Here is a 13,644-nt window from a genome sequence, read left to right on the forward strand (position 1 = left end):
GTGCTGAGGCGCGCGCGATATGCCGTTGGCAAGCAATCGCTATACCTTCGTACATCAGGGCTTGTGTTTATTTCCAGTGTGGTAGCCGCCACTTAGCATGACCGCACCCATCAGAGGAGACAAACACAGATGAGCACAATAAGTTCAGTCATGCAGGAAACCCGTGTCTTTCCGCCCTCTGCCGAAACGGTGGGGCGGGCGGCCGTTGCGGGAATGGCTGCCTATGAGGCGCTTTGCAAGGAAGCGGAGACAGATTACGCCGGCTACTGGGCGCGTCTTGCGCGAGAGCATGTGGTCTGGAAAACACCGTTTACCCAAAGCCTTGACGAGTCCAACGCGCCTTTCTATCGGTGGTTTGCTGATGGCAGCCTGAACGTTTCGTGGAACTGTCTTGACCGCAACCTCGAGAACGGAAATGCGGACAAGACCGCGATCATCTTTGAGGCGGACGATGGCAAAGCGACCCGGGTAAGCTACCGCGAATTGCATTTGCTGGTCTGCCGCTTTGCCAACGGCTTGAAATCCCGTGGCATCGGCAAGGGAGACCGGGTTGTCATCTACATGCCGATGTCCGTCGAGGGCGTGGCTGCAATGCAGGCCTGCGCGCGAATCGGTGCCACGCATTCGGTCGTGTTCGGTGGCTTCTCGGCGAAGAGCCTGCAGGAGCGCATTTCCGACGCCGGTGCGGTCGCCGTCATCACGGCTGACGAGCAATGCCGGGGGGGCAAAACCCTGGGGCTCAAGAGTGTGGTTGATGAAGCGCTGGGCATGGGAGGCTGCGAATCCATCAAGACCATGGTTGTCTATCGGCGAACCGGCGCGGACATCCCCATGCAGGCGGGGCGCGATGTGTTCCTTGACGACCTGCTGGCAGGGCAGGCTGACACCTGCGAACCCGAGTGGGTGGGGGCCGAGCATCCGCTGTTTCTGCTGTACACCTCGGGCTCCACCGGCAAACCGAAGGGCGTTCAGCATTCGTCCGGTGGCTATCTGCTGCATGCCATCCTGACCATGAAGTGGACCTTCGACATCAAGCCCGAAGATGTCTACTGGTGCACCGCAGACATTGGCTGGGTAACCGGCCACACCTACATTACTTATGGTCCGCTGGCCTGTGGCGCAACACAGATCGTGTTCGAGGGGGTGCCGACCTGGCCCGACGCGGGCCGTTTCTGGCAAACCATCGAGAAGCACGGGGTCAGCATCTTCTACACTGCACCTACCGCCATCCGTGCGCTCATCAAGGCCTCCGAAGTCGATCCCAAGGTTCATCCCCGGAACTACAGCCTGAGTACTTTGCGGCTGCTCGGCTCGGTAGGCGAGCCAATCAATCCAGAAGCCTGGATGTGGTACTACGAGCAGATCGGAGGCTCGCGCTGTCCCATCATGGATACCTTCTGGCAGACGGAAACCGGTGGGCACATGATTACGCCGCTACCCGGCGTGACCCCGCTGGTTCCGGGGTCCTGCACCTTGCCCTTCCCGGGTATCCAGGCGGCCATCGTTGATGAAACCGGCCATGACGTTGAATGGGGCAAGGGGGGCTTCCTGGTGGTCAAAAAGCCCTGGCCATCGATGATCCGGACAATTTACGGTGATCCTGAACGCTTCAAGAAAAGCTATTACCCGGAGGACCTCGGTGGCCGGCTCTATCTGGCTGGCGACGGTGCCATGCGTGACGCCAAAACCGGCAACTTCACCATCATGGGACGTATTGACGACGTCCTGAATGTCTCCGGCCACCGGATGGGAACCATGGAGATCGAGTCCGCGCTGGTTGCCAATCCGCTGGTCGCCGAGGCTGCGGTGGTGGGGCGACCCGATGATCTTACCGGTGAGGCCATCTGCGCCTTCGTCGTCCTCAAGCAGGCACGGCCGAGCGGTGATGCTGCCAAGCTGATGGTCAAGCAGTTGCAGGACTGGGTTGCCAAGGAAATCGGTCCGATTGCGAAGCCGAAAGACATCCGCTTCGGCGACAACCTGCCCAAAACGCGGTCCGGCAAGATCATGCGGCGGCTGCTGAGGGCGCTGGCCAAAGGCGAGGAAATTACGCAGGACGTTTCTACGCTGGAAAATCCGGCGATCCTGGAGCAGCTCAGACAGTCCGCCTGAGCCCACGAAGCGTTCCGGAAAAGGCAGGGCTTTCGTCCTGCCTTTTTTGCGGGCCGATGTCAGAAGGGCAGACGTCGTCTTGGGCGGTGAGCGTCTGACTTCTCTTCGACGTCTTTTTTCTCTTCAGCCCTGACCGGTTTGGCGGGGGTGTTCATGCTGGCTTCGGCAAAGCGAACCCTGCCTTCCAATACACAACCACGCATGCCAGGCGAACAGCGGGCACCGACGACGCGCTGACAAACGCCTCCTGCATCATGCGGGCAGCCCCAGGCGCTCATCCTTCGATCTCCACCGCATGCGCCTTGTGAGCGCCAGCTCTGGCATCCCGCCGCATGCGTCGGATGGTGTTGCAATTGACCACGAAGATCACGATCTCCAGGGCGCTGCCGCCGATGGAGCCTGAGATGAGGTTGTTGGCGATCCAGAGTGCAGTGCCGAACAGCATGGCGATCCGCATCCGGATGCCGCTCAGCAGGAAAAGCGCAAGCGTGCCGATGCAGGATGCCAGCAGGGGAAACCAGTTCCACCAGTGTTCGACTAGTCCGGCACCGAGCCCCAGATTGATGCTGACGACCACAATCGCCACCCACACCGAGTTCGTGTAGAGCGAGAGTATCGAGCGGGCGGTGGACATGATCGAGCTTGCGACTGCGGTCGGATTGCCGAGCAGCCAGAAATGCAGCACATAGGCGATGCACTCGCCAGTCATGAACAGCTTGAAGCGGCGATCGTTCTTTTGCAGGAAGGAGCCGACGCCGAGAACAAATGCTGCGTAGCCGAAAAGCTGGCCGGGGGATAACGCGTCGTGAAACATGGGATGAAGCCGTAACCGGTAAGCCGGTCACTTTATCCCTTGCTGCGCGGATGGTCGATCCCTGACCTGAATGTCATTTGGTTGACTGGTTAACGCAGCGTTTTTCAGAAAAACTGATGCAGCAGATTGGCGTTCATGATGAAGACACGCGGGCAGCACGAAGTTTCACGAATATCATCGCCGCCAGCACCGCATCATTGACCGGGTCATGCCGGGGCAAGTCGGGCAAATCGAGATTCCGGAGGATGCTCGTGAGGCTCAGATCAACTTCCGGTCGGTAGGCTGTAACCGTGCGATCGTAGTAGAGGCCGGAAACCTCGATGAGTTTGTTGGGAAGCGCGATACCCAGCCGCGGTTTCAGCGCCCGGTCAAGCAGCGCGACGTCGAACTCCAGGTAATAGCCCAGCAGCGGGCGCGGGCCGATGAAGTGGAGCAACGCTCCGAGCGCCTGATCCAGCTCGAGACCGTTTTCGAGATCCTGCTGGCGAAGCAGGTGAATCGGGATGCTCCCCGGCGAGATCGGGTTGCGTGGCCGGATCTTCAGGTACAGCGCCCGGGAGCGCTGGATTGTGTTGCCCGAGACCGGCACTGCCGCAATGCTCAGGATCTCTGCCTCGGCCGGATTGAGACTGCTGGTCTCACAGTCGATGCTGATCCATTCGTCGGCAGGCGGCTCGTCGAACAACCCTGCGTGCTCCGGATCCCGCAAGTGCCGGCGGGCGTACCAGCGCTTGAACGCTTCAATCGGGCTCATGTGATCCTTTGCAGCTGGAAGTGGTGCTCGACATGCTGGCGGAAGCGTTTGACTACGCCCAGGGCATCCTTGAGCAGGTCACGATCCAGAGTGGAAAGCACTTCCGGATCAATCAGGTTGTCCGCGCCTCGCCCGGCACGGATGGCGTGGATTCCGTGCTGCAATCGGATGCCTTGCAGGAACGACAGGGTTTCCCGCAGATCCAGGGCAAGCTCGGGCGGCAGCAGCCGCGCGGAAACCAGCTCCTCGATGCGTCGGTAGGAGTTTGTCGGGGTGATACCGGCTTTGACGGCCATGCTGCGCAGACCGTGTACCAAGGGGAAAATCCCGCCCTTCTTGATGTCCAGCCGATCCTTGTCCGAGCCGGCGTCCACGACCAGACGCGAGAAGAAGTTCAGCGGCACGTCGAACTGCATGACCGGCAGCGCGAAACGTGCAAGGAAAGGCGTGTCCAGTTCGGGGAGCGATGCCAGGCGCACCGGCTCGAGCAATGCGGCATTGCCCGCGACCGCTTGTGCATCGGCCCAGATGGCCAGTTTCATGACGTTTTCCGCGGTGGCGCTACGAATCCACTCAAGCAGGCGCTGTCGCATGCGGGACTGACTGCAGCACCATTCGGGCTGGCTCAGCATGATGCCGCCCGGGCAGGGCGGGTAGCCGAAATCGAGCAGGGTTTCGGTAAAGCGCTGGCAAACCTGGTCGAGCTCCGGAGCCTCGTAGCCATTCTCGATCAGCAGCGCATTATCCTGGTCCGTCTTGAGGATCTGTTCGCCGCGGCCTTCCGAGCCCAGCACGAGCAGGCAGACGTGCTCCAGCATGCCGGGGGGCGCAATGAGCGTGAAGAGGCGGGCGAGCAGATGGCGGCGCAGCTCGCACAGGAGATCTGCGATCATCGTGACCTTGACGCCGTTGCCATGCAGCAGACCGATGAGCTCTTCCATGCCGTTGCTGGCGGTGCGCAACTCCTCAATGCTCCGTGCGCGCTCGATCTGCGCGATCACGATGTGGGACTGGTTGGACAGGAAGGACAGCAGCTCCACCTGCTCAAGCACGCCGATCACCGCATCGTTGCGCATCACCACCAGACGCTGGATCGTGTGCGTGGTCATCGCCAGTTGTGCCCGATAAAGATAGTCGGTGGCTTCGATCGTATGCAGAGGCCGCCTGGCGAGCGGGCCCAGCAGCGCGAGTGCGGCGTCTTGCCGGCTGATCACGAAGTCGCGCAGATCGCTGCGCGTAAAGATGCCGGGCCCTGCTGCTGTGTCGCGGACCAGCACGCAGCTCGCATGATGCTGCTTCATGAGCTCTGCGGCAGTCAGTACCGTGTCGCCTGACTCTAGCCAGAGCGCTGGTGAGAGGTAGGCGGAATCCAGCCTGCTCATCAGCATCGACTGCAGTTGCCCCTGTATGGGCCGGTTCGCGAGGGCCGCGAAGCGTGCGGCTACCTGCTGGTAGAAGAAGGCGCCGAAAACCGGATTGCGCTGGGTGAGATCAAGAATGACGCCGCGAGGAATGCAGAACACCAGGCTGTCTTCCGTGGCGAGAAAACGGTGCTGCGCCTTGCCGCCCAGCATCGAGCGCGAGTCGAAGCTGTCCTGCGGGCCGTAGAGCGCCGTGGTTTCCCCCTCATCCTGTTCAGCGACGAGTCCCTTGATCACGACATACAGGGTTTCAACATGGGAGCCCGCCTCGTGAAGGCATTGGCCAGCCGGGAAGTAGGCGATGTCGACATGCCGTGCGAGCCGTTCCCGCTCGGCGGTGGTGAGGCAGTCGAAGGGGGCGTGGCTGAAGTCGAAGGGTGTCGTCATGCAGCGGCCTCACATGAAAAAGCCCCGGACAGGTGTCCGGGGCCGTTGCTTTGCTGCGGATCAGTGCTTGCTTGCGCCTTCTGCACCGACTCCCGTCATGGAGCGGATGAACTGCGGCAGGAAGGCCGCACGCTCCTTGTTGGCGGCCTCGCTGCTGTCCATCACCGAGAACAGCCAGGTGAAGACGAAGGCCGCGGTCATCGAGAAGAGTGCGGGGTTCTTGTACGGGAAGATGGCCTCGGGGTTCTTCAGCACATCTACCCACACGGTTGGACCGAGCACGATGAGTGCGACGGCGGAAGTCAGGCCGATGATGCCGCCCAACAAGGCGCCGCGCGTCGTGAGGCCTTTCCAGAACATCGACAGGAACAGGACCGGGAAGTTGGCCGAGGCAGCGATCGAGAATGCCAGACCGACCATGTAGGCGATGTTCTGCTTCTCGAACGCGATCCCCAGCAGGATGGCGACGATACCCAGCCCGACTGTCGCAAACTTCGAGACGCGGATCTCGTCGGCTTCGGTGCTGCGGCCATGGCGCCAGACGCTGGCATACAGGTCGTGTGAAACGGCCGAAGCGCCCGAGAGTGTGAGCCCTGATACCACCGCCAGGATCGTGGCGAAGGCCACCGCCGAGATGAAGCCGAGGAAGAGGTCACCGCCCACTGCATTGGCGAGATGGATGGCCGCCATGTTGTTGCCGCCGATCAGGCCCTTGGCATCCATGTACTCCGGCTTGTTCAGCACCAGCATGATGGCGCCGAAGCCGATGATGAAGGTCAGGATGTAGAAGTAGCCGATGAAGCCGGTGGCATAGAACACGGATTTGCGTGCTTCCTTGGCGTCAGAGACGGTGAAGAAGCGCATCAGGATGTGCGGCAGCCCCGCCGTACCGAACATGAGGCCGATACCCAGCGAGATGGCATCGATCGGATTGGCTACCAGGCCGCCCGGCGACATGATTGCCGCGCCCTTGGAGTGGGCTGCGATGGCCTGGCTGAACATGGTCTCGAGGCTGAAGCCTGACATGCTGAGCACCATGAAGGCCATGAAGCTCGCGCCTGCCAGCAGCAGGACCGCCTTGATGATCTGCACCCAGGTGGTGGCCAGCATGCCGCCGAACATCACGTACATCACCATCAGTATGCCGACCAGTACCACGGCGGAGCTGTAGTTCATGCCGAAGAGCAGCTGGATCAGCTTGCCCGCGCCGACCATCTGGGCGATCAGGTAGAGCGCGACCGTGCAGAGCGTGCCCACCGCCGCAAAAGTGCGGATCGGCGCCTGCCCGAGACGGTACGAGGCGACGTCGGCAAAGGTGTACTTGCCGAGGTTGCGCAGGCGCTCTGCGACGAGGAAGGTAATGACCGGCCAGCCGACGAGAAAACCGATCGAGTAGATCAGGCCGTCATAGCCGCTGCCGAACACGAGTGCCGAGATCCCGAGGAAGGATGCGGCCGACATGTAGTCGCCGGCAATCGCCAGGCCATTCTGGAAGCCGGTGATGCCGCCGCCGGCCGCATAGAAGTCCTTGGCGGAGCGGGTGCGCTTGGCGGCCCAGTAGGTAATGAAGAGTGTTGCACCAACGAAAATGAAAAACATCACGATGGCATGGACATTGAGCGAGCGTTGCTCGACCGGGCCGCTTACCGCATCGGCCGCGAGCACATGGGCGCTGCCGAGCAGGCTCGCCAGCAGGAACGACAGACGCTTCATCATTGCTGCGCCTCCTCTACGATTTCGCGGGTCAGTTGGTCGAATTCCCTGTTGGCCCGGCGTACATAGATGCCGGTCAGGATGAAGGCCGAGAGGATGATGCCGACGCCGACCGGGATACCCCAGGTAATGACGGTGTCGGGCCCGATGGGCGTGCCGAAGAGTTCTTTCTTGAAGGCGACGATGAGGATGAAGCCGCAATAGATGGCGAGCATCGCGATCGACAGTGACCACGAGAAGCTGCTCTTGGTGCGGACCATTTCATGGAACTTCGGATTATTTTGTATCCGTTCAATGGTGCTTGCTGACATGTCTCTCTCCTTTCGGGATGAACCTTGTGCGAGCCAAGGTGAATCAACTTTATTTAATCGTTTATTGATGTGGCTAATGAGAATTCCTGATGTGGTGGATCAGGATGCATAATGCAGGGCGAAACAGGCCCTGTTTTCAAGGGTTTCGAGAAAGACCCATGTCCTGATCAGGACTTTCATCCTGCGAGTAAACACCTAGGCTCCTGTCATGGAAATCTATCAACTCAGAAGCTTCCAGGCCGTTGCACAACAGGGTCATCTGACCCAGGCAGCAGAGATGCTGCACCTCTCCCAGCCGGCCGTGACTTCCCACATCAAGGCGCTTGAGGAGGCCCTTGGCGTCAGCCTGTTCGTGAGGGTTTCGAGTGGTGTGCAGCTGACCGATGCGGGGCGCCGTCTGCTGGCGGATGCCGAGCGCGTGCTCTGTGACATGCGGGCGATGTACGACCATGCCCGCAGCATGCAGGCCATGCTGCAGGGAAATATCCGCATCGGCACGCTGGCGGTTCCGGCGCGATTGCGGCTGGGGCAGTGGCTGCAGGATGTGAATCGCCGGCATCCACTGCTGGGAATCCAGACCCGGCTCGGGCTCTCGCGCGAGTTGCTCGCGGAAATCCGGCGCGAGAATCTCGATTGCGGCTTCTTTCTCGGGCGGGACGAGTTCAAGGGCATGAGCACGGTCGCGCTGGCGGAAATCGGTTTCTGCGTCGCGATTCCCTGCCACCTGGCGGATGCCCTCGGCAATGCCGACTGGGCCCAGATGAACAGCACGTCCTGGCTCGGCATCTCGCCGCGCTCCACGATTGCCTCGATGACCGAAGAGCTCTGGCGGCAGCACAACATCCGGCCGAAGATCGTCGGCGAGTTCGATGACGAGGCTTCGCTGGTCGAGCTGGTGAAAAGCGGGCTGGGCCTCGCCCTGCTGGCCGAGCGCACGGCCAAGCGCTTTGCCGCCGACGGAGCCTTCGTGCTCTGGCGGGGCGGTGAGGTTGTCAGCAAGTCCCCCCTGCAGTTCGTCTATCCGGCGATCAGGGAGGCGGACCCTCTGCTACGCGCGCTGCGCGACTCGCTGCGCACGATCTGGGATCTGCCATGAGCGTCACCGCAAGGCTGTGGGTGGATGCCGATGCCTGCCCGGTGGTGATCAAGGAAATCATTTTCCGGGCGGCCATCCGGAAGGAGATTGCCACCACGCTGGTGGCCAACCAGATGCTGCGGGTTCCGCCTTCGCCCTGGATCCGGTCGGTGCAGGTGCCGTCAGGGTTCGACGTCGCTGATCATTACATCGTCGAGCAGGTCCGGACGGGCGATCTCGTCGTGACAGCAGACATTCCGCTGGCGGCCCGGGTCATCGAGGGCGGTGCCAGTGCGATCAATCCGCGTGGTGAGCTCTACACCCAGGCGAACATCCGCGAGAGCCTGTCGATGCGCGACTTCATGGAAAGCCTGCGCTCATCCGGCGTGCAGACCGGCGGGCCTGCAGCTTTCAGCCAGGCAGACCGGCAGGCCTTTGCCAATCAGCTCGATCGCCTGCTTGCCAGAATCGCCTGAGCCGGGCGTGCTCAGGCGTGACGACGCTGGTGGTTCTGGATGACCTCCAGAAACTGCATGCCGTAGGCATCGAGCTTGCGGTCCCCCACGCCAGAGAGCTCGTACATCGCGTCGAGGCTCATCGGCCGGTGATCCAGCATCTGCTTCAGGGTGGCGTCTCCGAAAATCATGTAGGCCGGCACGCCCTGTTCGTCCGCCAGATCACGCCTGCATTGCCGCAGCGCGGCCCACAGGGTGCGGGCCTCGTCGGACTCGAACTCCACTTCGCGGCGCACGCTGCTGGCTGCTTTCGGCGCGGCAGCACGCACACGCCGGGCCATGAAGGAAACCTCTCCGCGCAGCACCGGCCGGCAGGCTTCCAGCAGGATCAGCCCGCCGTGTTCGGTCACGCCAAGTAGGCCCTGGGCGACCAGCTGGCGGAGCAGGGAGTTCCATTGCGCGTCCGGCAGGCTCTTTCCGATTCCGAAGGTGCTGAGTTTGTCGTGACCGCGCTCGATCACCTTGGCACTGGCCTTGCCGATCAGGATGTCGATGATGTGTGCGGCGCCATAGCGCTGCCCGCTGCGGTAGATCGTTGACAGTGCCTGCTGCGCGGCGACGCCCGCATCGAAGGTTTCCGGCGGGGTGAGGCACATGTCGCAGTTGCCGCACGGCGTCGACTCCTCGCCGAAATACCTCAGCAGCACCACACGCCTGCAGGCGGGGGCTTCGGCGTAGCCCAGCAGCGCTTCGAGCTTGCGCCGTTCCACGCGCTTGATTTCGTCAGGCGCCTGCGACTGCTCGATCATTTCCCGCTGCAGCACCATGTCCTGCAGGCCATAGGCCATCCAGGCGTTGGAAGGCAGTCCGTCGCGGCCGGCCCGACCGGTTTCCTGGTAATAGGCTTCGAGGGATTTGGGCAGGTCGAGGTGGGCCACGAAGCGAACGTCCGGCTTGTCGATGCCCATTCCGAAGGCTACCGTCGCGCACATCACCACACCATCGCCGCGGACGAAGCGGGTCTGGTGTTCGGCACGCACGGCGGCGTCCAGCCCGGCGTGATAGGGCAGGGCAGAGATGCCTTCGGTGCGCAGCCAGGCGGCGGTTTCCTCCACCTTCTTGCGCGACAGGCAATAGACGATGCCGGCGTCGCCGTCGTGGTGGGCGCGGATGAACTTCAGCAGCTGTTTGCGCGGATTGTCCTTCTCGATCACCGTGTAGCGGATGTTCGGCCGGTCGAAGCTCGACACGAAAACCCGTGCGTCTTCCAGTGCGAGTCGCTCGATGATTTCCGCACGCGTGGCGGCATCCGCCGTTGCGGTCAGCGCGACCCGCGGAATATCTGGGAAGCGTTCATGCAGAACGGTGAGCTGGCGGTATTCAGGCCGGAAGTCGTGCCCCCACTGCGATACGCAATGAGCCTCGTCGATCGCGAAGAGGGCGATGGCCGAGCTTTCGAGCAGGCCGATGCAGCGGCTGTTGAGCAGCCGCTCCGGCGCGACATAGAGCAGATCGAGTTCGCCGGCGAGCAGCTGGCGTTCGATGGCCGAGGCCTCTCCGGCTTCCAGCGTGGAGTTGAGATAGGCCGCACGAACACCGAGCTGGCGAAGCGCCTGAACCTGATCCTGCATGAGTGCGATCAGGGGTGAAACCACGATGCCGCAGCCTGCCCGCAGCAGCGACGGAATCTGGTAGCAGAGCGACTTGCCGCCACCGGTGGGCATCAGGACCAGCGCATCGCCGCCCTGTTGCACATGGCTGACAATCGCGGCCTGCTCGCCGCGGAAGGCCGGGTAGCCGAAGGTGTGGCGCAGGATGCCCAGCGCCGGATCGATCTGCTCGGGCTGATTCATGAGACGGCCACCAGACGCCAGAGCGAAGTCACTTCGCGCGAGCGGGCATCAAACAGCGGGTCGGACGCATCCTGTGCCTTGCCATGGCGTGGCCGGATGTCGAGTCGCTCGATGCAGCGCAAGCCGGCCTCGCTGATCCAGGTTTCGAGCTCAACACGGCTGCGCAGGCCCAGATGCTCGGCGATGTCGGAGAGGATCAGCCAGCCTTCTCCACCCGGCATGAGGTGGCCGGTAAGCCCATCCAGAAAGCCTCGCAGCATGCGGCTTTCGGGGTCATAGACAGCGGCTTCGACGGGCGAGGTCGGCGTTTCGGGCAGCCAGGGCGGGTTGCAGACCACCAGCTCGACACGACCGGCCGGAAAGAGGTCTGCAGCGTGCAGCTCGACGCGATCCGTCAGTCCGAGGCGCTGCAGGTTGTCTGCGGCGCAAGCCAGAGCCCGTGCTGCGGTATCGGTCGCAATGACCCTGCCCACGCCGCGGCGGGCCAGCAGTGCGGCGATCACGCCGGTGCCGGTGCCGATGTCGAAGGCTGAGGCCTTGCCGGGCAGCGGCGCCCGGGCGATCAGATCGAGATACTCGCCTCGAAGCGGTGAGAACACGCCGTAATGGGCGTGAATTCTGGCGCCCAGCACGGGCACTTCCACGCCCTTCTTGCGCCATTCATGCGCGCTCACCACGGCGAGCAGCTCGCGCAGCGAGACCAGGTACGCACTGTCGGATTCGCCGTAGGCCTCATGGCAGGCGAGTTGCACGTCCTGCGCCCGGCGGGCCTGAATCCGGTGGTCTGCGCTGACTTCGACCAGCAAACGGGCCAGGGCGCGGGCGCGTCGCGCCTGGTTCTGGCGGTGAGTGCGGAACGCCTCGAGTGCGGTCGCCGGGGCTTTGCCGGGGCGCGCGCCCTGCCGGTCGGCGCGCCGGCTGACGGCTTGTAACAAGTGACGGGCATTCTGCCAGTCGCCGCGCCAGAGCAAACCGACGTCTGCCTGCATGAGTCGCCAGGCTTCGGCAGCAGAAAGGGCGTCATCCACGATGCAGATCTCCGCAGGCGGGTTGGCTGCCGCTTCGGATTGCCAGCGCGCCGAATGCGCGAGGCCCGCTTCCTGCCAGCTGAGCTGCTGTGTCATGCCTGCTCGCCCAGCATGTCGAGCGCCAGCGCTTCGGCGATCTCGATGCCGTCCACGGCGGCCGACATGATGCCGCCGGCATAGCCTGCGCCTTCGCCACCCGGGTAAAGACCGCGCGTGTTGACGCTCTGATAGTCGGCGCCGCGGCGGATGCGGATCGGCGACGAGGTGCGTGTTTCGACGCCGGTCAGCACCGCGTCGGGCAGGTCGTAGCCCCGGATCTGGCGCGCCATCGCCGGGATGGCTTCACGCATCGCCTCGATGACATAGTCGGGCAGCGCGCTGGAGAGGTCTGTCGGCGTGACGCCCGGCTTGTAGGAGGGCTGGACACTCCCCAGCCCAGTCGATGGCCTGCGGGCGAGAAAATCGCCCACGCGCTGGGCAGGCGCGAAGTAGTTCCGTCCGCCGAGTTCGAATGCGCGGCTTTCCCAATGACGCTGGAAATCGATGCCGGCGAGCGGATTCTCCGGGTAGCCGGGGAAGTCTTCCGGATTGATATTCACCACCAGGCCGGCATTGGCGTTGCGCTCGTTGCGCGAATACTGGCTCATGCCGTTGGTGACGACGCGGCCCTCTTCAGAGGTGGCAGCCACCACCGTGCCACCGGGGCACATGCAGAATGAATAGACTGCGCGGCCGTTCGCAGCGTGATGGACCAGCTTGTAGTCGGCCGCGCCCAGGATGGGGTGGCCGGCGAAGGGGCCGTAACGGCATTCGTCGATCAGGCTTTGCGGGTGTTCGATGCGGAAGCCGACTGCGAAGGGTTTGGCTTCGACGTAAATGCCTCGCTCATGAACCATCCGGAAGGTGTCGCGCGCGCTGTGGCCGACTGCGAGCACCACATGGCGCGAGGCGATGAATTCGCCATTCACGGTCACGCCGGTGACCTGACCTTGCTCCAGATGAATGTCTTCCACCCGGCTTTCGAAGCGGATTTCTCCGCCCAGTTCGATGATCTCTGCGCGCATGCGCTCGACCATGCCGACCAGACGGAAGGTGCCGATGTGCGGGCGATTGATCCAGAGGATCTCTTCCGGCGCGCCGGCTTTCACGAATTCTTCGAGGACCTTGCGCGTCAGATAGCGAGGATCCTTGATCTGGCTGTAGAGCTTGCCGTCGGAGAAGGTGCCGGCGCCGCCTTCGCCGAACTGCACGTTCGATTCCGGATTGAGCTTCTGTTTGCGCCACAGCCCCCAGGTGTCCTGCGTGCGCTCGCGCACCGCCTTGCCGCGTTCGAGCACGATGGGGCGAAAGCCCATTTGCGCCAGGACCAGCGCAGCAAGGATGCCGCAGGGGCCGAAGCCGATGATGACCGGCCGCTCCTGCAGGCCTTCCGGCGCCCGGGTAACGAAGCGGTAGGCCATGTCTGGCGTCGGTCCGATGTGGGACTTGCCTTCGAATCGCTTGAGCACGCCGGCCTCGTCTGCAAGCGTCACGTCGACCGAGTAGCTCAGGAGGATGGCGCTTTTCTTGCGGGCGTCCGGACTGCGTTTGAAGACCTGGAAGTCCAGCAGTTCGTCGGAGGGAATGCCGAGCCGGGCAAGGATGGCAGGGCGCAGGGCGTCTTCCGGATGGTCGATCGGAAGCTTGATTTCGTGAAGTCGGATCATGCTGTGGCCTGATGT

11 protein-coding genes are annotated in these 13,644 nt (G+C 62.8%); 3 read left to right on the plus strand and 8 right to left on the minus strand.

The features are described from left to right. Positions 1 to 150: 150 nt before the first annotated feature. On the plus strand, positions 151 to 2,112 hold the full coding sequence (gene acs, locus ABDB87_RS17105; RefSeq protein WP_428715126.1) for an acetate--CoA ligase: 1,962 nt from the start codon (positions 151 to 153) through the stop codon (positions 2,110 to 2,112). 274 nt (positions 2,113 to 2,386) lie between these two features. On the opposite strand, the gene ABDB87_RS17110 is transcribed toward acs, so the two are convergent. The 5 genes from ABDB87_RS17110 to ABDB87_RS17130 form a co-directional block, all read right to left on the minus strand. After that, the gene (locus ABDB87_RS17110; RefSeq protein ID WP_345929298.1) at positions 2,387 to 2,926 is read right to left on the minus strand and encodes a YgjV family protein; all 540 of its coding nucleotides are present in this window, start codon (positions 2,924 to 2,926) and stop codon (positions 2,387 to 2,389) included. A 133-nt stretch (positions 2,927 to 3,059) separates the two neighbouring features. Continuing rightward, entirely contained in the window at positions 3,060 to 3,680 is a 621-nt protein-coding gene (locus ABDB87_RS17115) for a 3'-5' exonuclease (protein WP_345929300.1), read from the minus strand. Further along, positions 3,677 to 5,488: a putative nucleotidyltransferase substrate binding domain-containing protein gene (locus ABDB87_RS17120; RefSeq protein WP_345929302.1), complete on the minus strand. Its 1,812-nt coding sequence runs from the start codon at positions 5,486 to 5,488 to the stop codon at positions 3,677 to 3,679. Before ABDB87_RS17120 ends, ABDB87_RS17115 begins: the two co-directional genes overlap by 4 nt. Positions 5,489 to 5,548: 60 nt before the next feature. Beyond that, a complete protein-coding gene (locus tag ABDB87_RS17125) occupies positions 5,549 to 7,201 on the minus strand; it encodes a cation acetate symporter (protein WP_345929398.1) in 1,653 nt (550 codons plus the stop codon). Further along, a complete protein-coding gene (locus ABDB87_RS17130; RefSeq protein ID WP_345929304.1) occupies positions 7,201 to 7,512 on the minus strand; it encodes a DUF485 domain-containing protein in 312 nt (103 codons plus the stop codon). Before ABDB87_RS17130 ends, ABDB87_RS17125 begins: the two co-directional genes overlap by 1 nt. Positions 7,513 to 7,720: 208 nt before the next feature. Here ABDB87_RS17130 and ABDB87_RS17135 point away from each other — a divergent pair, with 208 nt between their 5' ends. Next, positions 7,721 to 8,608 carry a LysR family transcriptional regulator gene (locus ABDB87_RS17135; protein ID WP_345929306.1) on the plus strand — a complete coding sequence of 296 codons (888 nt, stop codon included), beginning with the start codon at positions 7,721 to 7,723 and terminating at the stop codon, positions 8,606 to 8,608. Further along, positions 8,605 to 9,063 (plus strand): YaiI/YqxD family protein, encoded by a 459-nt coding sequence (locus ABDB87_RS17140; RefSeq protein ID WP_345929308.1) that lies wholly within the window; start codon positions 8,605 to 8,607, stop codon positions 9,061 to 9,063. Before ABDB87_RS17135 ends, ABDB87_RS17140 begins: the two co-directional genes overlap by 4 nt. An 11-nt stretch (positions 9,064 to 9,074) precedes the next feature. Here ABDB87_RS17140 and recQ read toward each other — a convergent pair whose 3' ends face one another. Genes recQ through ABDB87_RS17155 form a run of 3 tightly spaced genes read right to left on the minus strand, consistent with a single transcriptional unit; the run spans position 9,075 to position 13,629 of the window. Next, complete coding sequence (gene recQ / locus ABDB87_RS17145) at positions 9,075 to 10,895, minus strand: DNA helicase RecQ (RefSeq protein WP_345929310.1); 1,821 nt, start codon at positions 10,893 to 10,895, stop codon at positions 9,075 to 9,077. Beyond that, positions 10,892 to 12,019, minus strand: a complete 1,128-nt coding sequence (locus tag ABDB87_RS17150) for a methyltransferase (RefSeq protein ID WP_345929312.1) — start codon at positions 12,017 to 12,019, stop codon at positions 10,892 to 10,894. The genes recQ and ABDB87_RS17150 overlap by 4 nt, the downstream gene beginning before the upstream one ends. Continuing rightward, positions 12,016 to 13,629, minus strand: a complete 1,614-nt coding sequence (locus tag ABDB87_RS17155; protein WP_345929314.1) for an NAD(P)/FAD-dependent oxidoreductase — start codon at positions 13,627 to 13,629, stop codon at positions 12,016 to 12,018. The genes ABDB87_RS17150 and ABDB87_RS17155 overlap by 4 nt, the downstream gene beginning before the upstream one ends. Between the last annotated feature and the right edge of the window lie 15 nt (positions 13,630 to 13,644).

Origin of the sequence: Uliginosibacterium paludis, from assembly GCF_039631355.1 — a bacterium.
In the GTDB taxonomy this organism is placed as follows: domain Bacteria; phylum Pseudomonadota; class Gammaproteobacteria; order Burkholderiales; family Rhodocyclaceae; genus Uliginosibacterium; species Uliginosibacterium paludis.

Coding starts and splice junctions, on each gene's coding strand:
- acs (WP_428715126.1), top strand. CDS start 151: ATGCAGGAAACCCGTGTCTTTCCGCCCTCTGCCGAAACGGTGGGGCGG.
- ABDB87_RS17110 (WP_345929298.1), bottom strand. CDS start 2,926: ATGTTTCACGACGCGTTATCCCCCGGCCAGCTTTTCGGCTACGCAGCA.
- ABDB87_RS17115 (WP_345929300.1), bottom strand. CDS start 3,680: ATGAGCCCGATTGAAGCGTTCAAGCGCTGGTACGCCCGCCGGCACTTG.
- ABDB87_RS17120 (WP_345929302.1), bottom strand. CDS start 5,488: ATGACGACACCCTTCGACTTCAGCCACGCCCCCTTCGACTGCCTCACC.
- ABDB87_RS17125 (WP_345929398.1), bottom strand. CDS start 7,201: ATGAAGCGTCTGTCGTTCCTGCTGGCGAGCCTGCTCGGCAGCGCCCAT.
- ABDB87_RS17130 (WP_345929304.1), bottom strand. CDS start 7,512: ATGTCAGCAAGCACCATTGAACGGATACAAAATAATCCGAAGTTCCAT.
- ABDB87_RS17135 (WP_345929306.1), top strand. CDS start 7,721: ATGGAAATCTATCAACTCAGAAGCTTCCAGGCCGTTGCACAACAGGGT.
- ABDB87_RS17140 (WP_345929308.1), top strand. CDS start 8,605: ATGAGCGTCACCGCAAGGCTGTGGGTGGATGCCGATGCCTGCCCGGTG.
- recQ (WP_345929310.1), bottom strand. CDS start 10,895: ATGAATCAGCCCGAGCAGATCGATCCGGCGCTGGGCATCCTGCGCCAC.
- ABDB87_RS17150 (WP_345929312.1), bottom strand. CDS start 12,019: ATGACACAGCAGCTCAGCTGGCAGGAAGCGGGCCTCGCGCATTCGGCG.
- ABDB87_RS17155 (WP_345929314.1), bottom strand. CDS start 13,629: ATGATCCGACTTCACGAAATCAAGCTTCCGATCGACCATCCGGAAGAC.